The organism is Ruegeria sp. CH11 (assembly GCF_056537105.1).
Window position 1 is genome coordinate 474,266 of record NZ_JBQFQX010000001.1, and the last position, 25,715, is coordinate 499,980.

Sequence of the window (25,715 nt, forward strand, 5' to 3'; positions counted from 1 at the left end):
CCAGTTTAATCCACCCCCTGCCCAACCGGGCAGAGGGAATGCCTGCAAATTACGAATGATCTCAGCTGTCGCCCGGACCCTTACATTCGATGATCTGTTCCATCGTGTAATCCGTCCAGCCGGGAACAGTGACCGAGACCGGCCATTCGGGATCAAGGTTCGGGTTTTGCGCAGCGGTAATGGTGGCAACGCCTTCGTCCGTAGCGTTTTCCCAAAGCACAGGATCTACAAGAACGGTCTTATTTTCAGGCGCGTTGCCATTCAGAATGTCGACCGCCAAGGCGATCCCGGCCCCGCCGACAGACCCCGGATTGGTGACGGCAGCGCCCTGAAGACCGTCAACTTCGGTCAAATACTGGACAAACCCGGCATTATCCGCACCGACGATTGGAACCAGTGGCGCACCGGATTCCACAAAAGCATCCACAATGACATTGTCAATTCCACTGGTCCAAACGCCATCGAACGGAACACCTGTGGCCAGATAGTCAAAAATCTGCTGCTTGCCCTGGTCCTGCTGCCAGCCGGTGAACACCTCGTGCACGACATTGATGCCGTCATATTCCGCCAGGGCGCGCTTGAAGCCGTTGTCGCGGTCGGTATCGGCCGAGACCCCAGCAATGCCGCGCATATAGACGACGTCACCAGAGCCGCCCAACTGTTCGAACAGCCATTTCGCGCCGAGATAGGCGTATTCTTCCTGGTTGTTCGACAGGATATATGCGCCATCCGCCGTTACGCCTGCATCGACAGCAACGACCACGATACCTTTCTCCATCGCCGCATCCAGCGCCGAATTCAATGCGTCCGGGTTTGACGGGTTCAGGACGATCGCATCGACGCCAGCTTCGATCAGGTTGTTGATATCCTCCAGTTGCCCGGCTGAATCGGTATTGCGATGGGCGACGATCAGATTCGACACATCCTCTTCAACCAAGGCCTGAGCCCGCATGGCGCAGATCATCTGTTCCCGCCATCCGTTGCCTTGCACGGTATTGGACACACCAATCGTGTAATCGGCAGCAAATGCCGCTGGCGTGAACGCCGCCGCAATGGCGATGGTCGCCGCACCTGTGAGTAGATTTTTCATGGTAGTACCTCCCATTTGAACAACATTAATACGCTCGGGGCCTTTCGCCCTTCTATTTGATGAACGGTTGCAGCACGTCGCGTGCCAGTAGAAACCCGCGTTTTATCTTTTCGTCCGTCCCCTCGAACAGCCTGTCTTCGTGCTCGATAATGACGGGGCCGTCATACCCCACCCGGTAGAGGCCCGAGAAAAAGTCGGACCAATCGACATCGCCCAGACCGCAGAGCCGTGGCACCTGCCATCCCATGCCTGCCGACATGATCCCGTGTTCATACAGCCCGTCATGATCCACCATCAGGTCCTTGGCATGGACATGCGCGATGTGCGGCCCGAACTCTTTGATGAACCTTGTCTGATCGATAAACTGCCAAATCAGATGAGACGGATCGAAATTCATTCCAACATCGTCGCCCCATTCCTCGAATATCCTGCGCCAGATCTTTGGTGAATAGGCGATGTTATGACCGCCAGGCCATTCATCGTAGCTGAAGATCATCGGACAGTTTTCAAAGCACAGGCGTACACCCTGCCCTCGGGCATGATGGACAATCGGAGAGATGATGCTCTGCGCCCTCGCCCAGTTTTCGTCAACATTCAGGGTTCTGTCGCCCCCCACAAAGGTGTTGACGACAGAAAGCCCCATGGTACCCGCTGCCGTTATCACCTTTTTCAGATGCTCAATCACCTCATCGCGATGCGATGCGTCCGCATGCAGCGGGTTAGGGTAATATCCCAGACCGGATATCTCGATACCCTTGCCGGTCAGTTCATCCACGATGTCCTTGCCCTGCGCGACCGTCAGGCCGTCGACATTTATGTGGCTCGTGCCCGCATAACGACGCTGTTCGCCACCGGAGGACGGCCAACATGCAATCTCCAACGCCTCAAACCCGTTGCCTGACGCCCATGCGGCAACATCCATCAGCTCCGTATCTTCAAATGGTGCGGTCAGTAGTCCAAGTTTCATTTCGTTCCCTCAAACCTCGTCCAGATCGACCCAGCGGTCTTCGCGCGCGGACTTCACGACGGCATCGCAGAACCTCATTTCATAATGTCCGTCGTCAAACGTCGCCCAGGTGCTGTCTGGTCCGCGTTTTCCTGCGCAGACGTCGGTGTAGACGGCGCGGAAGAAATTGAGAAAGCTGTCCGCGAACCCTTCGACATGGCCAGGCGGCAAGGTCGCGGCCCGCGTGCCGGTTGCATTCATCAAAGTGAAATCACGCATCAAAATCTGGTTGGCGGCATCCCGATGCCCGACGAACAGGTGATCCGGAGTCTCGCTGTTCCACGCCGCGCTGGCGGTGCTGCCGGCAATATCCCAGACAAGCGAGTTCTTGCGCCCGACATTGATCTGAGACGTGGTCATCACGCCCTTTGCACCACCCTCGTAGCGGATCATGATCGCCGAGGCATCGTCGGTGTCCACGGCGACAGTTTCGGTCGAACCTTCGCCACTGGAAAACGTCTCAACCGGGCCCGTTGGTCGCTGCCGTTCAGGAAGAAACGTTGTCAGATCAGCAAAAACGGATTTGGCTTTCAAGCCAGTTATAAAGCTCGTCAGATCGACCCAATGGGTGCCGATATCCCCGACCGAGCGCAAAGCGCCGCCCATTTCGGACTGCAACCGCCAGTTCCAGTCGGTGGGCTTTGCCAGCCAGTCCTGATGATAGTGACCGGTCACAAAGCGGATATGCCCGAGTTCTCCCTGCTCGACCATTCCATGCGCTTGCTGGTTCAAGGGATAAAAGCGGATGTTGTAGCACACCGCGCAGATTTTCCCCGACGCGGCCGCCATATCCACCATCTCAGCCGATTGTGCGCTGGTCATCGCCAGTGGCTTTTCACAGATCACGTGTTTGCCAGCTTTGAGGATCGCCATGACCTGTGGGAAATGGGCGTGGTTCGGGGACGTGACATGGACCGCGTCCACAGTGTTGTCTTCCAGCAAGGCGTCCAACGACGAATACGCTTTGGCCACACCGATTTCTGCGGCCCGTGCTTTCCCGCGCTCTGCCGACGACCCAAGCACGCCCGCAACCTGGACACCAAGGCGGCGCAGGGCCTGAACGTGAACCGTTCCGATAAAACCGGTTCCGATCACCGCAGCGCGGATGGCCGAGACGTCAGACATCGTTCCCTCCTTCAGACAACCGAGTACCCTCCGTCCACGGGCATACAGATGCCGGTTACAAATGCGGCGGCGTCAGAGGCAAGAAACAGCGCTGCGCCAACGATATCTGCTGGAATCCCCCACCGGGACATTGGTGTTCGCGCCTTGATCGCATCGACAAATTCCGGATCCTGCCTCGCCCTTGCCGATTGCTCGGTCACGATGAATCCCGGCGCGATAGCGTTCACGCGAATGCCGTCTGACGCCCAGGCCACTGCAAGGGACTTGGTCAATTGCTCAACACCCGCCTTGGAGGCGCCATAGGCCGGGTTACGCGGAGACCCGAAACGGGCGTACATCGACGCGATGTTGATCACCCGCCCCCGGCGCGCGAGCAAAGCGGAATGCAAGGCGCGCGCACAACGCATGGTTCCGACCAGATTGACATCCAGCACGTGGCTGAAAAAGCCGGGCTCCATTTCCTCTCCGCGCCGCGTGATCGCCGCACAATTGACCAGCACATCCAGTTCGGCGCGTTCTCGTCCAAATGCCTTGACAGCATCGGTGTCCACCACGTCAAGCTGGGTGTATGGGAACCGGGCAGCGTCTTCGGGCAGGCATTCTGCCTCGACCCCAGTGATCTCGACCTCGGCGCCAGCGTCCTTGAAGGCGCGCGCGATGGCCGCCCCGATACCGCCGCGGCTTGCACCGACTACGGTGACCCGCGCGCCGGAATAGTCAAACTGAACGGTGGCGGTCAAACCGTCCACCGGGTCAATGGCTTGCCTTTGGCAGCTTTGACGGCGCGGATCATTGCACTCCCCCGAGTTGCGATTCTTGCGTCTGCAAACGATTACATCTTTGGATATTCGCCCTTTTCAAGAGATGAAATCGATTACATAATCGACAGCACCAGAGATTCGAGTCAACTGAAATCTCACTTTGCAACCAGGACCCATGATCCAGAAACCCGCAACCATTCAGGATGTCGCCCGCGAGGCCAGCGTTTCCACCGCTACGGTCAGCCGGGTTTTATCCAATCCGGACCTTGTCAAAAAATCCACCAAGGATGCCGTGATGCTTGCGATCCAGAGCACAGGTTACCGGGTCAATCAGGCCGCCAGAAATCTCAGGATGCAGCGGGCGAATGCGGTTCTGACACTTGTCCCAAATTTGGGCAAACCCTTCTATTCCGGCATTCTTGCAGGCATCAGCGAGGCCTTTGCGGGCACCGGTTACGCGGTGCTGATCACAGACACAGAAAGCAACCCGATTCACGATTCCACCCTGGCCGAGTACTTCCTTGATGGGCGCATCGATGGCGCGATTTCCCTGGACGGGCAGTTGTCGGAAACAGTCCTAAGCAGGTGCATTCAGGCCGGTGCAAAAGAAAAGATCGTTTTCTTATGTGAGTGGGTCGAAGACCAGACTTTTCCGGTCATCAAGAGCGACAATGTCGAAGGTGCGCGGTTGGCGATCCGCCATCTGCACGAACTTGGCCACCAAAAGATCGCTCATGTCACAGGGCCGCAAGGGAATGTTCTGACAACCGCGCGCCGGGAAGGCATGGTTTCGGAACGGGCACGCCTTGGCCTGCCTGCTCCGTCCGAGTGGATCATCCGAGGGGATTTCTCGCTTGAATCCGGTTACGAGGCCGCCGCGCGCATCTTGGCGATGCAGGATCGGCCCACGGCTGTATTCTGTTCGGCAGATATGGTGGCGTTTGGACTGATCGCCGGGTTGCAGGCTGGTGGCGTTCGCGTGCCAGCCGATATTTCCGTTGTCGGGTTCGACGACATCGAAATGTCGGAATACTATGTGCCCGCGTTGACGACGATCCGTCAGAACAGGCACCTGTTGGGGCAACGCGCAGCCAAACTGCTGCTTGACCGCCTCGCGTCAGGTTTGGCTACAGGCGAACCAGAGGCCCCCGTTCCGGTCGAGTTGATCGAACGCGCTAGCACTGCCCCACCCGACTCAAGCGGTGCATAGCACCCAGAAAAACCGGAATTGAAAATGAGGCGACACCACACAGACCGATGACCCAGACGCCTAAACATAGGCCTCGGCCGAAAACGGTCCGAGATTACTCCCTGACCGGCGAGACCGGCAGGAATGCCGTCGACATCGGCTTGGCAGCGGCGGAGTGGTACCACAGCGACATCCCGCGTAAAACTATGAAATCCCTTATGAAACGCCGGGATGCCCCTGCTCTGCGAGATACGGCACTGTGGATCGGGCTTCACATCATTCTTGCTGCCGGGGGCATCTTTTTCTGGGGAAGCTGGCTCGCGGTCCCGTTCTGGCTGGCCTACGGTGTGGTGTACGGCTCGGCCTGCGACAGCCGCTGGCATGAGTGCGGGCACGGAACCGCGTTTCGCACACGTTGGATGAACGATGTCGTTTATCATATCGCGTCATTTCAGATCATGCGAAACCCCGTAAACTGGCGATGGAGCCACGCACGACACCACACCGACACTCTGATCGTGGGTCGGGACCCAGAAATCGCCTGGATGCACCCGATCAACCTTGTTCTCAAGGCCCTCGCATTTATCGGAATCTACGACACCTGGTTGTCTTTGCGCGTATTGTTTCGCAATGCGCTCGGGCATTTGTCGCCCGATGAACAGGATTATATCCCCGAAACCGAGTGGCCAAAGGCCGTGTTTTGGGCCCGGATCCATATGCTCATCTACGCGGCGGTATTACTGCTATCCGGCTTGATGCTTACAGGCGGGATGGGATGGAAATCGACAATCCCCATCTTGCTGATCGGCGGCCCACGCGTTTACGGGTGCTGGCATTTTGTCATGACAGGCCTGTTGCAACATGGTGGCTTGCCCGAAGACGTCATTGACCACCGGCTGAATTCCCGAACCGTTTACATGAACCCGATCAGTCGCTGGCTTTACTGGAACATGAACTACCACGTGGAACACCACATGTTCCCCATGGTGCCATATTACGCCCTTCCGGCGTTGCACGAGGAAATCAAGGACGATCTTCCCGCCCCCAACGCCTCGATCTGGGGTGCCTACACCGAGATGATGGGGGCCGTGATGCGGCAACGGAGCGATCCGGACTATGTGCTTAGACGAACGCTTCCACCTACCGCACAGCCTTACAAAGAACACTTGCATTCACATGTGCCTGATCGGAGCAGCGACGGTTAACTCATTTGGCAGGAGGTCGAGATGCCTTGGATCGAAGCAATCGCAATCGACGACGTCGAAGAAGAAGACGTCGTTCGCTGGGATCACGCGGATCGGACCTTTGCGATCGTCCGCAGCCCCGACGGCGCGTTTTTTTGCACCGACGGTCTTTGCACCCACGAACACGTTCATCTGGCGGATGGTTTGGTGATGGATTACGAGATCGAATGCCCCAGGCACAACGGGCTTTTCGACTACCGCTCGGGTAAAGCGCTGCGCGCCCCGGCTTGTGATAAGCTTGGCACCTATCAAACCAAGGTCGAAAACGGCCGCGTATTCGTTCTTGTTTGAAGGAATCCCCACCGGATACAAAGCAAGCGAACCGACAGAGATCAGAGTATCAGCCAGGTAGCCCAATGCCCGATGAAACGATCAATCTAAGCACAGATGGCATCCGGCTGTCGTTCGACGCCAGCATCGGCATTATCAAATGCTTCACTGTTTTCGAAGATGGCACCGAGATTTCGCCGCTGCACCGCGCCCCATGGGTCGGAGTAGACGAAGATCTTCCCGATGGGCTTGCGCCGCATTTGTACAAGCTTGGAGGCGACTTTTTCTGCGCTCCGTTCGGTCAGGAAAAAGACGGGGCTCCCCTGCATGGTTGGCCCGCCAACGCGCCTTGGTCAATCGCCGACCAATTGCCAGATCGATTGTCGGCGCGTCTGGACCACCGCGTTAACGATGCAGAAGTCCACAAGGAACTTTGGCTTCGCCCAAGCCATCCGTTTGTCTACCAAAAACATACCTTCGTTGGCGGAAGCGGCTCAGTTCCAGTCGCCAACCACGCGAATATCTCTCTACCCAATGGCGGCCTAATTCGGACCTCGCCCAAATCCCGCTGGATGACGCCTGGAACACCACAGGAATCCGATCCGAAACGCGGTCGATCCGGGCTGATCTACCCAGCCTCCAGCGAGGACCCGAGAAGTTTCCCCGCGCGAGAAGGCTCCGCAGATCTAACGCGATACCCTTGGTTTCCAAACCATGAAGACTTTGTCGTGGGCATCGACATGGCTGATCAGGTATTGGGATGGACAGCGGTAACCAGACCGGTCGAGGGCGACTTGTTCATCTCGCTCAAGCGCGCGACGGCGCTTCCCATGACAATGCTCTGGCATTCAAATGGCGGACGCGATTTTCCGCCTTGGTCCGGTCGTCATTTCGGATGCCTCGGCATCGAAGAAGGCGCTGCGGCGCATATTCTAGGCAAAAACCGCGATGCCATATTGAACGGACCAGGGGCGCTGGAACTTTCTCCAAACAATACGTCGGTCGTCAAACACGCGATCGGTGCTGTCGCTTGGCCAGCAGGGTCACCACTTCAATCCGTAAACCTACGCCACGGCGGGCTAGAAGTTCTCGGAGAATGCGGAACGCGCAAGCAAATCGAATTCGACAACGAGTTTTTCTGAGCCGTCTGAGGACCGGTCGCGTAGGCCGCAAAAATGACGCGGTATTGCGGCGACGGATCGGATCGAAGTTTCTGGATCGAGCGTCGCAGGGTACGCGTCAATCTAATCTCTTAGACGTCAATGCAACGACCCGCTAGGCGCGATAAGTAACCCTCGGACAATCCGACAATACACATACTCTTAAAGATTTTGTCTGTATTAATGGTGGTCGCAAATGGATATCCGAGATTTAGAACTACGACGTGCCTGTTGAGTTGTCGCCTTCCCTAACTGTATTTCGCGGCATAGGGTTCTGGCGCCCAGAATTGATCAGGACCGAATTTCTTCAGTTTCCGTTTCAAAAAATAGTCTCACCCCAAGCAGCAAAAAGATGCTGAAACGTATCCTCGTTCCTGCAAGTAACTGACGAGGCCGCAACAATCTAACTTGGCAGCTGACTCGGCGCGCCCAAGAAGACACCGTCTTCCTCGGCAAGACAAGCTATTCCATCCACTCTCGGGTAAGCAAAGGATCCGTCGATGCTGCGAAAGCCGTCAGGAGTATCGTAAAGGTCGATATCACGTCCCGGTGCACGCATTCGCGCGGTTGTGTTGTCTAGCGGCTCATTTCTGCGAAGCGCGATGTATGACGTCCGGTTGTCCGGGTTTGGGCTGAACTTGAATGTCCCCTGCGCAACTATGGAAAACTCAGTTTGAGCCTCAGCAACATCCCATGTGTTTTGCGCGTACCCGTGTCGATCCATGCGTTGTCGCATTTCAGGATGCGCGTCTCGGTAGTTTGGTTCGAACAAAACAACCAACTTGCGTGCCATCTTAAATAGGTTGCGGACGATGTGCTCGGCGTTTGCGTTGGTATTCGGCTCGATAGCATGGCTGGTAAAAACCGCATCGAAACTGCCCGGTGCAAAAGGAAGAGCCATCATATTACCTTTGACCAGATGATATGACGCAATTGAGGGGACCTGATCCAATATCGCTGGGGCAAATTTTAGACGCGCCCAGGATGCGTCCAACAAGGTCAGGTCATCTAGTACCGCACCAAAATCCAGCCATCGTGTTCCTTCGCCTGCGCCACAATCAAGAAGCGTTTCGCACACATACTCTTTCAAGAGAGGCTCGAGAATGGCATGGCCCTCGCGACGGGTCAGACCCGCCATTTCTGTTTTTGAATATTCCGTATAACTTCCGGCTTGAAGAGCGTAGGCTATCTCGATCGCGGTAGTTCGGGACGCATTTTCTTGCTGCGTCAGACCCTCAATGACGTTTTCACCTTTTGCCATGATCGTACGAGCCTTGGCGAATAGGTCGGCGCGTTTCGTATTAGAAATCATGGATTTTCCTTGTTTTTCTGCGATTAACGAACACCAACCCGTATAAGAACTTAAGTTCAACCAAACTCAATTTTGCTAGCAACTTTGGGCTGGTCAACTCAATCGACATCAAATTTCTTCAACACCATTGTCTAACCAAATTCTTACGGCCTCGGCGACAGTGCCTTTGTTGAGGCGACAATCACGTTTTTGCATTCACTCAACTTCTCAGTCGTTTCAAAAGGGACGTCTAGTGCAAGTCCCGCTGTGGACACAAGCCTTCAAACACGCTCGCTAGAAGAACCGCCTACTGTGCTCTGGCCAATTGCTCGGATTTGACGAATAATTCAACAAGAGCTTCCAAATTTGCTTCTGCAGTCAATTCATCATAGAGCGGAGCGTGACTTGGGTTCATGAAGCAACGTGTTCCGATCTTTTCAACTCTGGCAACATGGTTGCGAATTTCTTGAACGTCTGGGCGCCAACCGCCGTTTATCTTCTGGAAAGCTTGAAGCATTGCCGAAGTATTTTCGGCGCTCAAAGTAATGCCGGTGGCCTCATACCAGGTGTGAGCCATGGTCACGACGGGCACGCTGCGGAGAACGGCTTCCCATCCGATCGTACCCGTGATCGTTACGACTGCCTTTGCCTTTGCAACCAGAGCCTCAGACGAAACATCGAGGGGTACGAGCCTTACCGCCGGAATGTCTGCCAGTCGGTCATAGTACCCACTGTCGCGGCCTAGCTCTCCTTCTGTTTGCCAAAGGAACTGACTCGGGTGTTCTTTTACCAGCAGGTTCCATCCCTCCGGCAAGGCTTCGGCAATCATTCGAATCGCCAACTCTTGGTCGGCAAACCAACCACCTTCAGGCATCGTTGTCCGCTCTGGCTGGTAGTGAAGCGCAAAAACTGCATAAGGCTCTTTGGTGTTGGCCTCGACATCGAACTCTTGGGTCAGCTCTTCATACTTTCGGCGCCACGCGAGTTTCTGGATCAAAGCCCAATCCCGATAGGTGTAATACTCACGCCAGGTAATCGCAGGCGCGGCCAACCCCTCGGACCGATGTATGAACGCGCGACGCATGGGTTCGTCATGTTTGGGTTGAAATTTGCGTGCAAAAGGATCGCGGTTCTGTGCGACCGTCTCAACGATCTCAATTGGTTTGCGCTTGAACAGACCGCCGCGTGTACGCTTTGGCGCTGGCGGTGGTGCTGATACTTCGGGCAACAAAGGCGGCGCGTCAAAACGCACCCGTCCGGGCTGAATTTGGCCTGCGTCGAGCAACTTGGCTGCCGCCTCGTACAGTCTTGCTTGCGACTGTGTCTTCTTGTTTTGACTTTGCACGTACCAGGGTGTCTGGTCCTGTTCGCGATCCAGAAGGTCAGAGAGAGTATTCTGCCCGTCGGTCGAAAGCTGACCATCATCGACTTGACCAACGGCGGCTAGCGCGAACGGATTGCTGTTCACCTCGTCCAATACAACCTGTATTCCGCGGAACCCGGTCAAATGCTGCATTCGCGCTTCACCACCAAGTAGGCGCACAGCCACATAAAAACACATGTCGAGCAAAGCGTGTGGAGTCGACGCAACCACGAAACGCTTGATCTTCAGAGCAGATACTACGCGCAAACAATAGTCCAAACGTTCTTGAATGATCGCGATTTGCTGATCGACGCCAATTGAATTTCCCAATACATGCCGAGAGAGTGTCCGGATCAACAGCACCCAATCCAACGCGGTCGGTGTTACATCTGTACGCGTGAAAGGTGGCAAATCTCCCCGAGCGACCGGATCACCTAACGCACGGTTTCCCAACGTAAAATCATGACGATATGCATCCGGGAAACAGTTTTGAACGGCGTCTTCCAATTCCGGCTGCGTGATCCAATATACCGGTTTCCATCCCAGCTCAGTCTCAAGGCGCTCTGCCAATTTCGGCAATTCCGGAAGCCGACCAACGGAATAGATGGTGTTCAGCACTTCAACCACAATATTAGCCTTGCTACATTATAACCCACCTAGCGCATATCGACTTGGGGTTAATATTGGAACATGAAATCAGAGCAATTTTGATCTTATGCAGAAACAACGCGATCAACTTACCAGTTCTTAGAGAAGTCGTGTACTAGTCATCTGATACCCTGGCGCGTGGGGCCGGAAACTCTACTCAGAGAATTTGGTGCCGGTTTTTTAGTTCAGCGGCAAATTTTGAGCATTATTTAAAATAAGCAAGTACTTGAGTACAGAAAAACCCAATTTCTCTCATAAACGCGCATTCAGACACCGACATAAATGGGTAAAAACTCTAAAGCGTTGTATAACAATATCGGCGTCGATTAATCTGAAACAAATTGATATGGCGGAGAGACAGGGATTCGAACCCTGGAGACGGTTTCCCGCCTACACACTTTCCAGGCGTGCGCCTTCGACCACTCGGCCACCTCTCCGTGCCGGCGATGTTTGAACCATTGAACGGGGATTTGCAAGGCCCGATTGCAGTAGAATTACAGCTCGTCTCCGTCGCCGGAATCCATGTCGGATTCGGTCATTTCCACCGGTCCGGTTTGTTTCTGCGCGGGCGTCATTTCCGGGGGTTCTTCGGCTGTTTCGGGACTGCTTTCGCGCAGGACCTCGGCGTTGCGTAACCAGATGTCGCGCTGTGCGAACGGGATTTCAATGCCTTCTTCGACGAAACGGCGGTTGATCTCGTGGTTCATGTCGGATTTGACCGACAGGACCCAGTTCACATCGCGCAGGATCGCGCGAATTTCAAAGTCCAGCGAATCTGCGCCGAACCCCTGAAAGACCACGCTTGGTGCGGGGTTGGCCAGCACCATAGGATGGGCATTGGCAATCTCGCCCAGAATGGTTTCGATCCGGCGCGTATCCGAGCCATAGGCCACACCGACCGGCACGATCAAACGCCCGATCGTGTTGCCCCGGGTATAGTTCGTCACCACGCCGCTGATCAGGTCCGAGTTCGGGACGATGACGTCCGAGCGGTCAAAGGTCTCGATCCGGGTCGATCGGACCGAGATGTCGCGCACATAGCCCATCATCCCGTTCACATCGATCCAATCGCCTTTCGAGATCGGACGTTCGACCAACAGAATGATGCCCGAAACAAAGTTCGACACGATGGTTTGCAGGCCGAAACCGATGCCGACCGACAGCGCACCGGCCACAATCGCTAGCGAAGACAGGTCAAAACCGGCGACCATGATCGCAACCAGCGCTGCCAGGAAAATCCCCACATAACCGGTGCCTGCGGTTATTGCGTTCTGTCCACCGGGATCGATGTTGGTCTTTGGCAGCAGAGAATTGCGCAATCCGCTCTGCAACAGCCGCGTCAGGGTATAGCCGATGACGAAAACCGCGACAAAGGTCAGGAAGTTGCTGGGCGAAATTGTCACGCCGCCAACATTGAACCCCAACAATAGGCGCGACCACGCCTCAAGCAGGTCGGTCTCGCGTACGCCCCAGTACAAGGCCAGGATCGGAATCGACAGGACCGCCAGCGCAAATCCCACAAGGACCGAGAACAGAGAGTCTCTGGCCGCCTCACCCTGCCCCGTGATCCAGCCGTAGAGCATGCTGAAGAACCGTTGCAGGATCAGCAGCGCGGCAAACAGCACCAGAGTTTTGACGGTGGGAAAAACAATCGCTTCGGCCGCGTTGATGTAGCCGAAAGCCCCAAGGACCGGCGACACGATCCCCAGCAGAAACAACGCCCGGCGCAGAAACTCTATCGCCTGGTAGATGCTGGCGGTACGTGCGTTGTTTTCCACATCTGCCTGTTCAGCAAGCCGGGCTGGCTGACGAACCTGACGGACACGCAGCAGCAGCAGGGCCGTTGCGACGATCACCGGGAACGAGACGACTGCTCGGGTCGCATCCGAAATGTTTTCGATCTGTTCGAACAAGATCGCCAACTCATGCAGGATCAGCATCACCGCCAGCAGATCTATATAGACCCGCAGCTCTGTAATCCTTGCCGCAGACAGTCGCTTGAAGTTCTGCGCGGCGCCCATCAGGTAGATCTGACGCCCGATCCAGTCATAGAAGAAGACGATTGCGGCCCAATAGGGAATGTTTTGAAACAAAAGCGTTCCACGCAGCCCCAGCACTCCGGTCATGGTAACGGCCATTACCAGCGCCCAGACACCCAGCCAAGGAAGCAGGATCCGAAACAGCGAGATCACAAATGTCCAGACACCGCTGCCCCGGCCGCCCAGCTTGCGAAGATAGTCCCCACCGATTTCGGACCAGTGGCGCCCATACAGCAACAAGACCGCGGCGATGACAACCAGAAGCAATATGCCAAGCCCACGCTGATGCAATTGCTCGTGAACCACATCTGTTTGCAGGTTTTTGACGGTCTCGTTGAACAGGGCGCGGCTTGCTTCCTGCACATCGACCCATGCAGGCCCCCAATAGATCGGATTAAGCGGGGATGGCCCCCGCTCTAACAATTCCTTGGTTTGGCGGTCCCGGATGATCCTGTCGATCTCACTGATCAGGCCATTGGCCCGACTGTAAGCTTCCTCGGAAATGATCCGGGGAACGCGCAGACCGTTAAGTTGGTCTTCCAGATGCGACCGGAGTTGCGCGATATCCTCCGGCTCGGACGATCCTTCTTCGGGCTTGGGGCCCAGTGCTTTCAATTGCCCTTCAAGCGTTTGTATCCGGTCGGTGTTGGCACCACGCGCCCGGTTAAAGTCATCCCGGTAATCATTTATTTCTGCGCGCAAATTTTCCAGCGCCGCGTCCGAGGCCCGATTGGCCTCAATCACCGATTCAGCCCGATCAGCGGTGCTGAGCCAGCCCTTGTAGTAATCGCTTTGCCGGTCGGACAGTTGCGCCATGGCCGCGCCGGCAAGGCTGATCAGGCAAAGAGTGATCAGCGCCAGAAACAGCCGGGCCTGGCGCATCATCATACGTCCTCGAACACGCCGGGAATGCTGCGGGGGGCCTCGGTCATCCAGTCAGGTACCGGCAGTTCCTTTTCACGCAGGAACTCGGGGTTGAAGAGTTTCGACTGATAACGGGTGCCGTAATCGCACAGAATCGTCACGATTGTGTGGCCTGGCCCCAGATCCTTGGCCAGACGCACGGCGCCTGCCATGTTGATCGCCGTCGAGCCGCCCATGACCAGCCCTTCGTCACGCAACAGATCGAAGATATAGGGCAGCGCCTCGTTATCGGTCATCTGATACGAGAAATCCGGCGTGAACCCTTCCAGATTCTTTGTGATGCGGACCTGCCCGATGCCTTCGGCGATTGAGCTCCCCTCCATCGCGATCTCACCGGTGGTGTAATAGGAATAAAGCCCTGCACCCATCGGGTCGACCAGAGCGATCTTGACCCCCTTGGGCTGCAGCGCATCAGCCACCCCGGCCAGCGTACCGCCCGATCCGACGGCGCTGACAAAACCGTCAACCTTTCCACCTGTCTGTTCCCAAATTTCGGGACCGGTGGTTTCGACATGTGCCTGCCGGTTTGCCACGTTGTCAAACTGATTGGCCCAGATCGCGCCATTGGGTTCGGTTTGCGCCAATTCTTCGGCCAGACGGCGGGAATAGTGCACAAAATTGTTGGGGTTGCGATACGGGGCCGCCGGAACCTGCACCAGCTGTGCGCCGGCAAGGCGCAGCATGTCCTTTTTCTCTTCCGACTGGGTCTCAGGAATTACGATAACCGTTTTGAAACCCATTGATGCGCCGACCAGGGCCAGACCGATACCGGTATTGCCCGCCGTCCCTTCGACGATCGTGCCACCGGGCTTCAGTTCACCACGTGCGATCGCATCGCGAATGATGTACAGCGCGGCGCGGTCCTTGACCGATTGGCCGGGGTTCATGAACTCGGCCTTGCCGAGAATTTCACAACCGGTTTCTTCGCTGATGCGGCGCAGGCGGATCAACGGGGTTTTTCCGACTGCGTCGGCAAGGTCTCGTGCAATGCGCATGGCGCCCTCTTGTCGTTTGGTTTCGCAGAAGATTTACAGGTGCCCCGCCGCAACCACAAGCGGGGATGCTTATGCGCGCAGGCGTTCCCGGTGCCGCGCCAGCCAATGCGCCAGCGTCAGCAAAGGCAAATCCTTGTAAACATGGCGGTCGACCAGATCCATAAACTCTGCGAAGGACAGGATTTTGCTGCGAATATCCTCGCCCTCGGACGCAACACCGCCCTGCTCCGTCGTCTGCGTCAGCGCAGCCAAACCCACGAACAGGTGAACAAATTCGGTCGACGAGCCGCTTGAGGAATAGGCCCCGCCTGCATATTCCAACGTGTTCAGACTGATATGGGCCTCTTCCATGGATTCGCGGTAGGCGGCCTGTTGCGGTGTCTCACCCGGGTCGATCATCCCCGCGACGGGTTCCCACATCCAGGGCTCGGGGTCGTCGATCAGAAACACCGGGGCTCGGAACTGTTCAACCAGTAACACCGCATCGCGCACCGGATCGTACGGCAATACGATAACAGCACTGCCCTGCATCAAGCCACTACGGCTAAGCGTGGGCCCCATGGTGCCGTCAAAGCGGCGGTGCTGCACATCGATCTCTTCCATGGCGAAGTAGTTGATATACGCCCTGCTGTGCTTGTGAACGATGACGTCGCGCGCGGCGTCCTGGGGATCGCCTGTATGGCGCTGCCGTGCGGCCAACCGGGCCCAGGCCCGGGTTCGGATCGCGGGAAAGTTGCGCGCGATGTGCTGGCTGTCTGCGCGACCGAAATACGCCATCACTTCCTCTGCCGCACAGAGCGACAAAGCCCCCCAGGCATCGACCCATGTGGCCAGGGACCAAGGTGCGACCGGAGCCCAGAGCCCCGGCGCAGGAAAGAAAACCTCTGCTGGCGAACTCTTGCCTTCGGGCGTTACAACCTGGCGCGTTTCCAGCACGTAGTCGAACCCGCCCTTGTAAAAGGCGAGCCGGTCAAGGTCTTCCTGACCCAGCGCGCTTACGACGATGCCTTGTGCAGCGCCGCCCGGTTCGGCGACAAGCGTGGGAAATGGCTGGTCCCGAACGGCATGGACCGCGTAGTCAGGCAGCGACGCCTCCACAACGTCCAGATCACCAAGCGGACGTCCCAGAACGCATTCCAACAGCGGCGCGTAGCGCAGCGTCCCATAGAAAAACAGATCAGTCACGCGTGATGAACCTTGCGACAGTCTCGGCGGTCAATTCCAGCGTCGCGCAGCGATTTCGGTCAACAGACCCGCCACGATAGCCCCGACAATCAATGTGAGGATGATTTCGGATGCCCACAACTGACTTGCAAAACCCACACCCAATTCGAATATGGCGATAACCGCCTCGAACGGGCCGCCGTAGCGGTTGCGCATGGCCTGTTGCACCATTTCATAGGTGCCTTGCACAAACAGCCCCCAGAACACCAGCGACGCGACGCCGGTCAGCCCGTTGTTCAGACCAGCCGTCCAGCCGCGCCCGGCCCTTTTGCCCATGACGATCCAACCGCACACCACGCCCAACGCCATGTTGACGACAGGAAAATAGCCATAGGACTTACCCTCTTCACCATTTGACATGATCATCGACGAGACCAGAAAAGCCACCACCAACAAACAGGTTGAAGCGACAAGTCGAGCAGCTGTAGGCATTCGTTAAGTCCGTCCTTTAACTGGGTTTTGCTATCGTGATCTGTGTCACATCGCAATTGCCCGTGTCAAAGGCTGCGCCGCAGGCGGTCAAATAATAATTCCACATGCGGCGAAAACGCTCATCAAAGCCCATTTCGGCAATCTGATCCCATCTGGCGTTGAACGTCTCGTACCAGCGCCGCAGGGTCAGATCATAACTTTTACCGAACTCCTTGGATCGGACGACCTCAAGCCCTGCCTGACCAATCTGTTCCTTAAGGATAGTAGGCGCAGGAAGCATTCCCCCGGGAAAGATATATTTCTGAATGAAATCAATGCCGTTCTTGTAGATTTCCCAGCGATGATCCGCGACCGTAATGATCTGCAAGGTTGCTTGCGCGCCGGGTTTCAGACGGTCGCGCACCGTCTCGAAATAAACCGGCCAGTATTTCTGACCAACCGCCTCGAACATCTCGATTGATGCGATGCCGTCATATTCGCCGCGCTCGTCGCGGTAGTCCTGGAGCTTGAACTCTACAAGATCAGAAAGTCCTGCGTTTTCAATACGCTGTTTCGCGAACTTCAACTGTTCCTGACTGATGGTCAGGCCCGTCACGCGCAGACCGCGTTCCTTCGCTGCATATTCGGCAAAACCGCCCCATCCGCTACCGATTTCAAGGATGTGGTCGCCGGGTTTTGCTCCCATCTCATCGACCAGACTGGCGTATTTGGCTGTCTGAGCCTTTTCCAGACTTTCCTGCCCGGTCTCAAAAATAGCGCTGGAATAGGTCATGGTATCATCCAACCATAACCCATAGAATTCGTTGCCTAAATCATAATGGTACGAGATGTTCTTCTTGGCCTGCGATCGGTTGTTGCGGTGCAGCCAGAACCGCAACCTTTCATAGGCGCGGACCAGAAACTTGCCCGTGAAATCGTCATAAACGGTTTCGGTCCCCAGATGCACAAGATCCATGAAGGCGCGCAGGTCCGGCGTGCTCCAGTCGCCCTCAAGGTAGCCGTCGGAAAAACCAAGCTCACCTTCTCGGACCAGGCGTGCGAAAACCTCAGGATCGTGAATATCGACGCGCGCCACCGGACCGGGGTTCCGCCCCTCGACGCGAAAGACGCGTCCATCCGGCAGCGAAATATCAAGGCGGCCGGCGTTCATCTGGCCCAGCATCTTGAAGACTTGTACAAAATACCTTGGCAGATTCTCCTGCCCTTGCGTGGTCGTTAGGAACATCCGCTCTCCCCTCTGCGGTTGCGGTTCAAAGCTAGGGCCGGAAATCGTTTCTGGCAAGTTTTCAATTCCTTACCGGTGATTTTCGGCCTTCATAGGCCGCTAGCGCACGTCTGCGCCCGTTGGGCAGACTGACGATTGGGTGCGGGTATGGCGCATCCGCTGACAGTCCCCACGCCCGGGGCACAGCCTCGAAATAACTCAGCGCTTCGGCGCTAGGGTCGGGCTGATCTTCGGCGATCCAGCGATTGACATAGTCCAGGTTCGGGTCGAACCGTTCGCGCTGGGTCTGAGGGTTGAAGATGCGAAAGAACGGAGCTGCATCCGGGCCGGAACCTGCAACCCATTGCCACCCCATTGCGTTCGCTGCCGGGTCCCAATCGATCAGGCAATCGGCAAACCAAGCCATCCCGATCTTCCAGTGAACCAACAAATGTTTGGTCAGATAGCTGGCGACGATCATCCGGGCCCGATTGTGCATCCGCCCGGTCACGTACATTTGCCTCAGCCCTGCGTCGACCACCGGAATTCCTGTCCGCGCCTGCCGCCAGGCCTGAACCGTGCGCGCATCCTCGTCGGTCTCCCAGGGAAACCCGTTCCATTCGGGTCGCCAGTTCTCGGTCAACATATGGGGCGTGTGATACATCAGATGATAGGCGAACTCGCGCCAGACCAACTGGCGCAAATAGGCATCCGCGCCTGCCGAACCTAACGCAGCAGCGGTCTGAACCCGGTGCCAGATGGTACGCGGTCCAATCTCACCCAGCGCCAGATATTCGGACAGGTCCGAGGTTCCAACCTGATCCAACCTATCCCGGTTGTGTTGGTATTCGCTGATGCGATCCAGGAATTCATCCAGCCGCGCCAATGCCGCATCCTCGCCCGGCTGGACATGAGGCTTCACAACTGCTGCACCACGCTGCATAGCCTTCCCCAACCGCCATTGCGACAAGCGGTCCGAGTGCGGCCAGTCCACCGGCGTCCGCAATATCAAGGGCGCTACGGGCGGCGCGCTGACCTCACGGTCGCGGACCGCGCGCCACATCGGTGTAAAAACGCGAAACGGCTGCCCTGACTTGGTCGCGACCTCCCATGGTTCAAACAGCAGATGGCCATCGAAGGACCGCGCATCGACCCCCAGTCGAGTCAATTCCTCCTTGACCTGCGTATCCCGCGCAATTGATCCCGGATCGTAGGTGCGCGTCCAGTAAACCGAGGTTGCCCCGGTTTCGCGGATCAATTGCCGCAAGACCTCCAGCGCGGGCCCGCGCCGCAAAACAAGCTGGCTGTCGCGTTCGGCCAGCGCCTTTGCAAACGTTGCCAGCCCCAGTTCCAACCGCCATTTCGGTGCCGCACCCAGCGCCTGAACCAGATCGTCGCAGATGAACACCGGCAAGATCGGACGACCTGACGCCGCTGCGAGTTCAAGCGCCGCGTGGTCAGAAAGGCGCAGGTCGCGCCGGAACCAAATGATGATCGGAGGGTGCCCGGACTTCATACTTTACCTTGTTTTTCAAGGGGTACGATGTCCAAGCGAAACTGGATCACAAAACTTTGTCAAGCGCCTCAAGCAGCTGATCGACTTCCTGTTGTGAGGTGTAATGCGTAAAGCTGAGCCGTAAAACACCTTGTTCAGGATCGATTCCCATCGCCTGCAATGCCCGTACGGCGTAAAAGTCTCCGCCCCCTGCCATGATGCCCTGACCAGCCAGTTCAGCCGCAACAGGTGCCGCCGGACGGTTCAAAGCCAATGCGACCGTCGGCGCACGGCGCGGCGCGTCCGAGGGGCCAAGCAGGCGAACGGCATTGCGGTTTTTGACCGCATCCAACAGGGGCTGCAACAACGCAACTTCGTGACTGCGCATCAGGTCATGCACAAAGCCTCCACGCTGGGCGGCATCCCCTTGCGGCCCTCCATGATGGTCGCACAGGAGATCGACATAGTCCGCCATCCCGGCGCTTGCGGCAATCTGCGCGTGATCGGGACCCGCCGGAGTAAAGCGCTTGTAAAGGACATCTCCGTTAAAGAAGTGCCCCTGATTTGGCAGCATCTCACCAAGCGTACGACGGATAACCATACAGCCCTGATGCGGGCCATAGGTTTTGTACGCCGAAAACAGATAAATATCCGGCCCAAGATGTCCGACATTCGGAAATCCATGCGGCGCATATGATACACCGTCGACACAAACGAATGCGCCAGCAGCGTGGGCGATGGCGGTGATTTCGGTGACCGGGTTGATATCGCCCACCACGTTCGAACAGTGGGGAAAACACACAAGGCGCACATGTTCGTCCAGCAGGGTCTCAAGGTCCTGCGGATTCAGCACTCCGCTTTCGGGGTCGATCCGCCATTCGCGAATCTCGATCCCGTCTTCGGCCAGCCTGCGCCAAGGGCCAGAGTTTGCCTCGTGATCCTGATCCGTGACCACAATGGCGTCACCGGGTTGCAGCCATTGACGGAACGCCTGCGCCAGAACATAGGTGTTCTGCGTGGTGGATGGCCCAAAGCTCAGCTCATCCGTTTCGACGCCCAGAATCGCGGCTAGACGCTGGCGCGCCTCGTCCATTTCCGCGCCACCAAGTCGGCTGGCGTCAAATTCCGAGTATGGCTGCACCTTGCGTTGCGTGTAAAACCGAAATAACCGATCAAGCACGGGCTTGCAGGTATAGGATCCGCCCGCGTTCTCGAAAAACGCCTGACCTTGCAGGCTTGGTTCGGCAAACGCGGGAAACTGGGCCCGAACGAAATCGATATCCAATCTACTCATGTCTCGGCTCATTTTTGGCAAATGCTGTCTTTCAGGGCACTTTGATGCTGATGCCCCGCATCCTAGCCCTGGACCTTGGTATAGGTCCCCTCGCCCGCAAGAATGCCACGGAACCCGCCGGGTTCGTCCAGCCCGAATACGATCAGCGGCAGGTTGTTGTCACGCGCCAGAGCGATGGCCGATGCATCCATGACCCGTAACCGCTTGGCCAGAACATCGTCATAGCTGACCGAGTCATAGCGCACGGCGTCATCATGGGTCTTGGGGTCCTTGTCATACACACCGTCCACGCCGTTCTTGCCCATGAAAATCGCCTCGCACGCCATTTCATTGGCTCGCAGGGTGGCGGCAGTGTCTGTGGTGAAATAAGGGTTTCCGGTACCGGCGGCAAAGATACAAACCCTCTTTTTCTCTAGGTGGCGCACGGCGCGGCGGCGGATATAGGGCTCGCACACTTCATCCATGCGGATAGCCGAGATCACCCGGGTAAACACACCAACCCCTTCCAGCGCGGATTGCATTGCCAGCGCATTCATCACCGTGGCCAGCATCCCCATATAGTCCGCCGTCGTCCGCTCCATCCCCTGGGCCGAGCCGGACAGCCCACGAAAGATGTTTCCGCCTCCGATGACCATGCAAATCTCGACGCCCAGATCGTGGACCGATTTAACCTCTTGCGCGATGCGCTGGACGGTTGGCGGATGCAGCCCGAATCCCTGATCCCCCATAAGCGCCTCGCCCGAGATCTTCAGCATCACGCGATTGTACTTGGTTTTTGGCGTTTCGGTGGTTTCAGTGGCGGGGGAAAGGGTCATGTGGCGCTCCGGGCTGGCACGGGTTTATTTCCGGCGCAAAATGAAGCAAAACCGCGGCAGGTTCAATGCAGATGGTTAGGAATAGGGCACCCAAAAATGGCCGACAATTCAAAGTCCCGGCTTTGGGATCAACTGCCCCCCATTCCAAGCGACAAACCAGTGTTGATCGCAGGCCCGACCGCGTCGGGAAAATCCGAACTTGCGCTGCAAATAGCCGAACGTCTCGGCGGCGTTATCGTCAACGCTGATGCCAGCCAGGTCTACGACTGCTGGCAGGTCATTTCTGCCCGACCTTCTAAGGAAGACGAAGCCCGTGCGCCGCATGCGCTATACGGCCATGTGGCCTTTGATCAGATCTATTCGACCGGTCATTGGCTGCGCGAGGTCACGCCCTTGCTGACCGGTGGCCTGCGCCCGATCATCGTTGGTGGCACGGGGCTTTACTTTAGCGCACTCACCGCAGGCATGGCTGATATACCCGCGACACCCGCAACGGTTCGCGCCGAGGCCGATCAGTTGCCTCTGCCCGATTTGATCCGGGGCGTCGATGCGCGAACATTGCAGAGACTGGATACAAACAACCGCGCCCGTGTTCAGCGCGCATGGGAAGTTCAGACCGCGACCGGGCGTCCCCTGGCGGATTGGCAGGACGACACTCCGCCACCTGTTCTGGATCTTGCAGACACCGTCCCCCTTGTTTTTGAAACCGACAAGGACTGGTTACTGGACCGCATCACCCGGCGTTTTGACCTGATGCTCGAGATGGGTGCGCTCGATGAGGTCGCCGCGATGCGCGACCGATTTGAGCCGAACTTGCCCTCTTGCAAGGCGATCGGAGTGCCGGAATTGATGTCGTATTTGGACGGTCAGATCACGCTGGATCAGGCCCGCGAGCAGGCGACAATCGCGACAAGGCAGTTCGCCAAACGCCAGCGAACATGGTTTCGCGCCCGTATGAAAGCCTGGCATCGGATCGGCACGACGTGACGAACCTAGAAAGGTTCGACTTTACAACGGCTTGATCGCAGATTCGGCAGGGATTTCATCCCGCTCGCCTCGGCCACGTTGCCACTATACTTGTAACAAGTGCTTTACGACATCCCCGGTCGACTTTCCCGAGGAATGTCGTTTTTGTACAATTGATGACGATTCCGAACATTGACCTTGCCAAAAAAGTGGTGCCGAATACCGGCATGGGGATGCAAAGAATCCAAAGGACAGAACCCTCTGCCCTACCGTCCGGCAGGAACCGGATCGCGTAGCGCAACAGTCAATCAATAAAATCAGTGTCACAGGGAGACATCTATGAGTAATCACACATCCACCGAAGACAAGGTGCACTGGGCGGCCGAGATGCACGCGCAGGAATACCGCGATGGCAATCTGAGCCGTCGGGAATTCATGGCTCGTGCAACCGCGCTGGGTGTTGCCGTTCCCACGGCATACGGATTGATCGGGCTGCAATCGCCCGCAGCTGCACAAGAACCTCAGCGTGGCGGCACCATCCGCTATCAGATGGAAGTTCGCGCACTGAAAGATCCGCGCACCTATGACTGGACGCAGATCGCCACCTTTACCGCAGGCTGGCTTGAGTATCTGGTCGAGTACAACAATGACGGTTCGTTCAAGCCCATGCTACTGGAAAGCTGGGAAGCCAACGATGACGCGACCGAATACACGCTGAACGTCCGCAAAGGTGTCAAGTGGAACAACGGCGACGACTTCACCGCAGAAGATGTTGCGCGCAACATCACCGGCTGGTGTGATACCTCGCTCGAAGGCAACTCGATGGCCTCGCGCATGGCGTCGCTTATCGACGAGGGTACGCAAAAGGCAGCGGACGGCGCAATCACGGTTGTCGACAGCCACACCGTCAAGCTGAAGTGTAACGCTCCGGACATCACGATCATTCCGGGAATGGCTGACTATCCTGGGGCCATCGTGCACAGCAGCTTTGATGCCAACGACATGCTTGGCAATCCGGTCGGTACAGGCTTCATGAAGCCCGAAAGCCACGAAGTGGGCGTGAAAGGTGTTCTTGTCCGCAACGAAGACTTCGACTGGTGGGGATATGAAGCCGGAAAAGGCGGATATATCGACCGCATCGAGTTTATCGACTACGGCACCGACCCTGCTGCGTTCCTGGCCGCATACGAGGCCGAAGAGATCGACATGAACTGGGAGTCGGTCGGTGAGTTCGTAGACATCTTTGACGGCATTGGTCTTGTTCGCTCGGAAATCCCGTCGGGCTTTACCATCGTCATTCGTCCCAACCAGCTGGCCGAAGACGCCGATGGCAACAAGATCTACGGCGATAAGCGGGTCCGTCAGGCGCTGGCAATGGCCGTGGACAACGAAGTCTGCCTGGAACTGGGTATGTCGGGATACGGCATTCCTGCCGAGAACTGCCATGTAGGACCGATGCACCCCGAGTACGACTCGGAGGTCAAGCGTATTGGCTATGATCCGGCTGGCGCCAAGGCGCTGATGGACGAAGCAGGCATGGGTGACTTCGAGCACGAAGTTCAGTCGATCGATGATGACTGGCGCCGGAACACCACCGCGGCTGTTGTCGCTCAGTTGAACGACGCGGGCATCAAAGCCAAACACACGGTTCTGCCGGGCTCGACCTTCTGGAACGACTGGACCAAGTACCCCTATTCGTCCACGAACTGGAACCACCGTCCGCTGGGCACGCAGGTTCTGGCTCTGGCCTATAAATCGGGTGTCGCCTGGAACGAATCCGGTTTTGCCAACGAAGAGTTCGACAAACTTCTCGCCGAAGCCAACTCGATCGCGGATGTCGATATGCGCCGCGAAGTGATGGCCAAGCTTCAGGCAATCATGATCGACGAAGGCGTGGTCATCCAGCCGTACTGGCGGACCGCGATGCGCCACCACCGTGACAATATGGTGGGTGTCGAAAAGCACATTGCGGACCTGCCGCAGCTTTATAAGTTCGGCCTCATCTCCTAAGCCAAATGACAGGCCGCGCCACACTGGCGCGGCCTTTTCGTCCTGACGCGACGACCATAAAAACAGCGAGGCGTAAAGCCTTTCGGCATTTACGCTAGCCTACCAACAGGGGCTAACATGGGACTTTTCATTCTAAGGCGCGTCGGCATCATGCTGTTGACAGCATTGTGCCTGACGTTTCTGGTCTTCTTTCTGACCAACCTCTACCCGAACCTGGAAAAGCTTGCGAAGACGCAGGGCAATTTCCGGATGTCGGATGAGCAGGTCAGCAGTTATCTGGAGAAAAACGGATATCTTCAGGCGACGCCGATCAAATATGGCGAATGGCTGGGTGTGCTGCCATCATTCCGATACACCAACGAAGACGGTACCGTTCAGGGCAGATGTATCCTGCCGGGTCAGGCCGCCGAAGAGGCACCGAAGTTCTGCGGTATCCTCCAAGGTTACTGGGGTTATTCAACCGTCTTCAAAGAAGAAGTCTCAACCGTTGTTGGAACACGGCTGCATCTTACCGGCCGCCTGATGCTCTGGGTTATGCTGCTGATGGTCCCCTCGGCACTGATCCTCGGCATTCTTGCGGGAATGAAAGAAGGGTCAGCCACCGACCGGACGCTTTCGACCTTTGCCATCACGACCACTGCGACGCCGGAATACGTCTCGGGCGTTATCTTCATCGCGATCTTCACATCCTCTGCCGTGGGCCTGAAATGGTTCAAGGGCACAGCGACGCAGGCGATGGAAAACCCGACATTCGAGAACTTTTTTCTGCCGGTACTGACGATTGCGCTTTACGGCATGGGCTATATCGCCCGAATGACCCGCGCCTCGATGACCGAGGTGATGACGGCCCAGTACATCCGCACCGCGCGCCTCAAGGGTGTCTCGTTCCCGAACATCGTCATGAAACACGCGCTGCGCAACGCGCTGATCGCGCCGTTCACCGTCATCATGCTGCAGTTCCCATGGCTGCTGAATGGTGTGGTGATCGTCGAGACCCTGTTCAACTACAAAGGGTTCGGCTGGGCACTGGTTCAGGCGGCGGGCAACAACGACATCCAGCTGCTGCTGGCGATTTCGGTCGTGTCCGTCTTTGTGGTGCTGGTGACGCAGCTGATCTCGGATATCGGCTATGTCTACCTCAACCCGCGCATCCGCATTTCATAAGGGAGG

General features: G+C 56.9%; 21 protein-coding genes and 1 tRNA gene. 7 read left to right on the forward strand and 15 right to left on the reverse strand.

What is annotated here, in order from left to right; translation table 11 throughout:
* Positions 1 to 61 precede the first annotated feature (61 nt).
* Genes ACR0LX_RS02385 through ACR0LX_RS02400 form a run of 4 tightly spaced genes read right to left on the reverse strand, consistent with a single transcriptional unit; the run spans position 62 to position 3,961 of the window.
* Complete coding sequence (locus ACR0LX_RS02385; RefSeq protein WP_480782405.1) at positions 62 to 1,090, reverse strand: ABC transporter substrate-binding protein; 1,029 nt, start codon at positions 1,088 to 1,090, stop codon at positions 62 to 64.
* A gap of 52 nt (positions 1,091 to 1,142) precedes the next feature.
* On the reverse strand, positions 1,143 to 2,057 hold the full coding sequence (locus ACR0LX_RS02390) for a sugar phosphate isomerase/epimerase family protein (RefSeq protein WP_480782406.1): 915 nt from the start codon (positions 2,055 to 2,057) through the stop codon (positions 1,143 to 1,145).
* A gap of 9 nt (positions 2,058 to 2,066) precedes the next feature.
* Entirely contained in the window at positions 2,067 to 3,221 is a 1,155-nt protein-coding gene (locus ACR0LX_RS02395; RefSeq protein ID WP_480782407.1) for a Gfo/Idh/MocA family protein, read from the reverse strand.
* 11 nt (positions 3,222 to 3,232) lie between these two features.
* Complete coding sequence (locus ACR0LX_RS02400; RefSeq protein WP_480782408.1) at positions 3,233 to 3,961, reverse strand: SDR family NAD(P)-dependent oxidoreductase; 729 nt, start codon at positions 3,959 to 3,961, stop codon at positions 3,233 to 3,235.
* A 196-nt stretch (positions 3,962 to 4,157) separates the two neighbouring features.
* Here ACR0LX_RS02400 and ACR0LX_RS02405 point away from each other — a divergent pair, with 196 nt between their 5' ends.
* From ACR0LX_RS02405 to ACR0LX_RS02420, 4 genes are all read left to right on the forward strand, one after another.
* Positions 4,158 to 5,192: a LacI family DNA-binding transcriptional regulator gene (locus tag ACR0LX_RS02405; protein ID WP_480782409.1), complete on the forward strand. Its 1,035-nt coding sequence runs from the start codon at positions 4,158 to 4,160 to the stop codon at positions 5,190 to 5,192.
* A 197-nt stretch (positions 5,193 to 5,389) separates the two neighbouring features.
* Complete coding sequence (locus tag ACR0LX_RS02410) at positions 5,390 to 6,376, forward strand: fatty acid desaturase family protein (protein WP_480782410.1); 987 nt, start codon at positions 5,390 to 5,392, stop codon at positions 6,374 to 6,376.
* A gap of 21 nt (positions 6,377 to 6,397) precedes the next feature.
* Positions 6,398 to 6,706 (forward strand): MocE family 2Fe-2S type ferredoxin, encoded by a 309-nt coding sequence (locus ACR0LX_RS02415; protein ID WP_480782411.1) that lies wholly within the window; start codon positions 6,398 to 6,400, stop codon positions 6,704 to 6,706.
* A gap of 65 nt (positions 6,707 to 6,771) precedes the next feature.
* Positions 6,772 to 7,827: a hypothetical protein gene (locus ACR0LX_RS02420; protein WP_480782412.1), complete on the forward strand. Its 1,056-nt coding sequence runs from the start codon at positions 6,772 to 6,774 to the stop codon at positions 7,825 to 7,827.
* Between the two features lie 421 nt (positions 7,828 to 8,248).
* Here the strand turns inward: ACR0LX_RS02420 and ACR0LX_RS02425 are convergent, their stop codons facing one another.
* From ACR0LX_RS02425 to pyrH, 11 genes are all read right to left on the reverse strand, one after another.
* Positions 8,249 to 9,157 (reverse strand): class I SAM-dependent methyltransferase, encoded by a 909-nt coding sequence (locus ACR0LX_RS02425; RefSeq protein ID WP_480782413.1) that lies wholly within the window; start codon positions 9,155 to 9,157, stop codon positions 8,249 to 8,251.
* 286 nt (positions 9,158 to 9,443) lie between these two features.
* On the reverse strand, positions 9,444 to 11,126 hold the full coding sequence (locus tag ACR0LX_RS02430; protein ID WP_480782414.1) for a capsular polysaccharide export protein, LipB/KpsS family: 1,683 nt from the start codon (positions 11,124 to 11,126) through the stop codon (positions 9,444 to 9,446).
* A gap of 368 nt (positions 11,127 to 11,494) precedes the next feature.
* Positions 11,495 to 11,584: transfer RNA gene (locus ACR0LX_RS02435), tRNA-Ser, on the reverse strand.
* A 57-nt stretch (positions 11,585 to 11,641) separates the two neighbouring features.
* Positions 11,642 to 14,071, reverse strand: coding sequence for a DUF3772 domain-containing protein (locus tag ACR0LX_RS02440; protein ID WP_480782415.1), 2,430 nt, complete (start codon positions 14,069 to 14,071; stop codon positions 11,642 to 11,644).
* A complete protein-coding gene (locus tag ACR0LX_RS02445) occupies positions 14,071 to 15,105 on the reverse strand; it encodes a cysteine synthase A (protein WP_480569183.1) in 1,035 nt (344 codons plus the stop codon). The genes ACR0LX_RS02440 and ACR0LX_RS02445 overlap by 1 nt, the downstream gene beginning before the upstream one ends.
* A gap of 69 nt (positions 15,106 to 15,174) precedes the next feature.
* Positions 15,175 to 16,290: an NUDIX domain-containing protein gene (locus tag ACR0LX_RS02450; protein WP_480782416.1), complete on the reverse strand. Its 1,116-nt coding sequence runs from the start codon at positions 16,288 to 16,290 to the stop codon at positions 15,175 to 15,177.
* A gap of 30 nt (positions 16,291 to 16,320) precedes the next feature.
* Positions 16,321 to 16,761 (reverse strand): TrgA family protein, encoded by a 441-nt coding sequence (locus tag ACR0LX_RS02455; protein ID WP_480569177.1) that lies wholly within the window; start codon positions 16,759 to 16,761, stop codon positions 16,321 to 16,323.
* Between the two features lie 16 nt (positions 16,762 to 16,777).
* Positions 16,778 to 17,986 (reverse strand): class I SAM-dependent methyltransferase, encoded by a 1,209-nt coding sequence (locus ACR0LX_RS02460; RefSeq protein ID WP_480782417.1) that lies wholly within the window; start codon positions 17,984 to 17,986, stop codon positions 16,778 to 16,780.
* 61 nt (positions 17,987 to 18,047) lie between these two features.
* Positions 18,048 to 19,481 carry a cryptochrome/photolyase family protein gene (locus ACR0LX_RS02465; RefSeq protein ID WP_480782418.1) on the reverse strand — a complete coding sequence of 478 codons (1,434 nt, stop codon included), beginning with the start codon at positions 19,479 to 19,481 and terminating at the stop codon, positions 18,048 to 18,050.
* Positions 19,482 to 19,527: 46 nt separating this feature from the next.
* Positions 19,528 to 20,754, reverse strand: a complete 1,227-nt coding sequence (locus ACR0LX_RS02470; RefSeq protein WP_480782419.1) for an aminotransferase class V-fold PLP-dependent enzyme — start codon at positions 20,752 to 20,754, stop codon at positions 19,528 to 19,530.
* Positions 20,755 to 20,816: 62 nt separating this feature from the next.
* Complete coding sequence (pyrH, locus tag ACR0LX_RS02475) at positions 20,817 to 21,569, reverse strand: UMP kinase (protein ID WP_480569166.1); 753 nt, start codon at positions 21,567 to 21,569, stop codon at positions 20,817 to 20,819.
* A gap of 96 nt (positions 21,570 to 21,665) precedes the next feature.
* On the opposite strand from pyrH, the gene miaA reads away from it, so the two are divergent.
* The 3 genes from miaA to ACR0LX_RS02490 all read left to right on the forward strand — a co-directional run bounded on the left by miaA (position 21,666) and on the right by ACR0LX_RS02490 (position 25,709).
* Positions 21,666 to 22,556, forward strand: a complete 891-nt coding sequence (gene miaA / locus ACR0LX_RS02480) for a tRNA (adenosine(37)-N6)-dimethylallyltransferase MiaA (protein WP_480782420.1) — start codon at positions 21,666 to 21,668, stop codon at positions 22,554 to 22,556.
* A 318-nt stretch (positions 22,557 to 22,874) separates the two neighbouring features.
* Complete coding sequence (locus tag ACR0LX_RS02485; RefSeq protein WP_480782421.1) at positions 22,875 to 24,545, forward strand: ABC transporter substrate-binding protein; 1,671 nt, start codon at positions 22,875 to 22,877, stop codon at positions 24,543 to 24,545.
* A gap of 117 nt (positions 24,546 to 24,662) precedes the next feature.
* Positions 24,663 to 25,709 carry an ABC transporter permease gene (locus ACR0LX_RS02490; RefSeq protein WP_480782422.1) on the forward strand — a complete coding sequence of 349 codons (1,047 nt, stop codon included), beginning with the start codon at positions 24,663 to 24,665 and terminating at the stop codon, positions 25,707 to 25,709.
* Positions 25,710 to 25,715: the final 6 nt, after the last annotated feature.

Bases quoted from the DNA above. Each gene is read 5' to 3' on its own strand.
- ACR0LX_RS02385 (WP_480782405.1), bottom strand. From the start codon at position 1,090: ATGAAAAATCTACTCACAGGTGCGGCGACCATCGCCATTGCGGCGGCG.
- ACR0LX_RS02390 (WP_480782406.1), bottom strand. From the start codon at position 2,057: ATGAAACTTGGACTACTGACCGCACCATTTGAAGATACGGAGCTGATG.
- ACR0LX_RS02395 (WP_480782407.1), bottom strand. From the start codon at position 3,221: ATGTCTGACGTCTCGGCCATCCGCGCTGCGGTGATCGGAACCGGTTTT.
- ACR0LX_RS02405 (WP_480782409.1), top strand. From the start codon at position 4,158: ATGATCCAGAAACCCGCAACCATTCAGGATGTCGCCCGCGAGGCCAGC.
- ACR0LX_RS02410 (WP_480782410.1), top strand. From the start codon at position 5,390: ATGAAACGCCGGGATGCCCCTGCTCTGCGAGATACGGCACTGTGGATC.
- ACR0LX_RS02415 (WP_480782411.1), top strand. From the start codon at position 6,398: ATGCCTTGGATCGAAGCAATCGCAATCGACGACGTCGAAGAAGAAGAC.
- ACR0LX_RS02420 (WP_480782412.1), top strand. From the start codon at position 6,772: ATGCCCGATGAAACGATCAATCTAAGCACAGATGGCATCCGGCTGTCG.
- ACR0LX_RS02425 (WP_480782413.1), bottom strand. From the start codon at position 9,157: ATGATTTCTAATACGAAACGCGCCGACCTATTCGCCAAGGCTCGTACG.
- ACR0LX_RS02440 (WP_480782415.1), bottom strand. From the start codon at position 14,071: ATGATGCGCCAGGCCCGGCTGTTTCTGGCGCTGATCACTCTTTGCCTG.
- ACR0LX_RS02445 (WP_480569183.1), bottom strand. From the start codon at position 15,105: ATGCGCATTGCACGAGACCTTGCCGACGCAGTCGGAAAAACCCCGTTG.
- ACR0LX_RS02455 (WP_480569177.1), bottom strand. From the start codon at position 16,761: ATGCCTACAGCTGCTCGACTTGTCGCTTCAACCTGTTTGTTGGTGGTG.
- ACR0LX_RS02460 (WP_480782417.1), bottom strand. From the start codon at position 17,986: ATGTTCCTAACGACCACGCAAGGGCAGGAGAATCTGCCAAGGTATTTT.
- ACR0LX_RS02465 (WP_480782418.1), bottom strand. From the start codon at position 19,481: ATGAAGTCCGGGCACCCTCCGATCATCATTTGGTTCCGGCGCGACCTG.
- ACR0LX_RS02470 (WP_480782419.1), bottom strand. From the start codon at position 20,754: ATGAGTAGATTGGATATCGATTTCGTTCGGGCCCAGTTTCCCGCGTTT.
- pyrH (WP_480569166.1), bottom strand. From the start codon at position 21,569: ATGACCCTTTCCCCCGCCACTGAAACCACCGAAACGCCAAAAACCAAG.
- miaA (WP_480782420.1), top strand. From the start codon at position 21,666: ATGGCCGACAATTCAAAGTCCCGGCTTTGGGATCAACTGCCCCCCATT.
- ACR0LX_RS02485 (WP_480782421.1), top strand. From the start codon at position 22,875: ATGAGTAATCACACATCCACCGAAGACAAGGTGCACTGGGCGGCCGAG.
- ACR0LX_RS02490 (WP_480782422.1), top strand. From the start codon at position 24,663: ATGGGACTTTTCATTCTAAGGCGCGTCGGCATCATGCTGTTGACAGCA.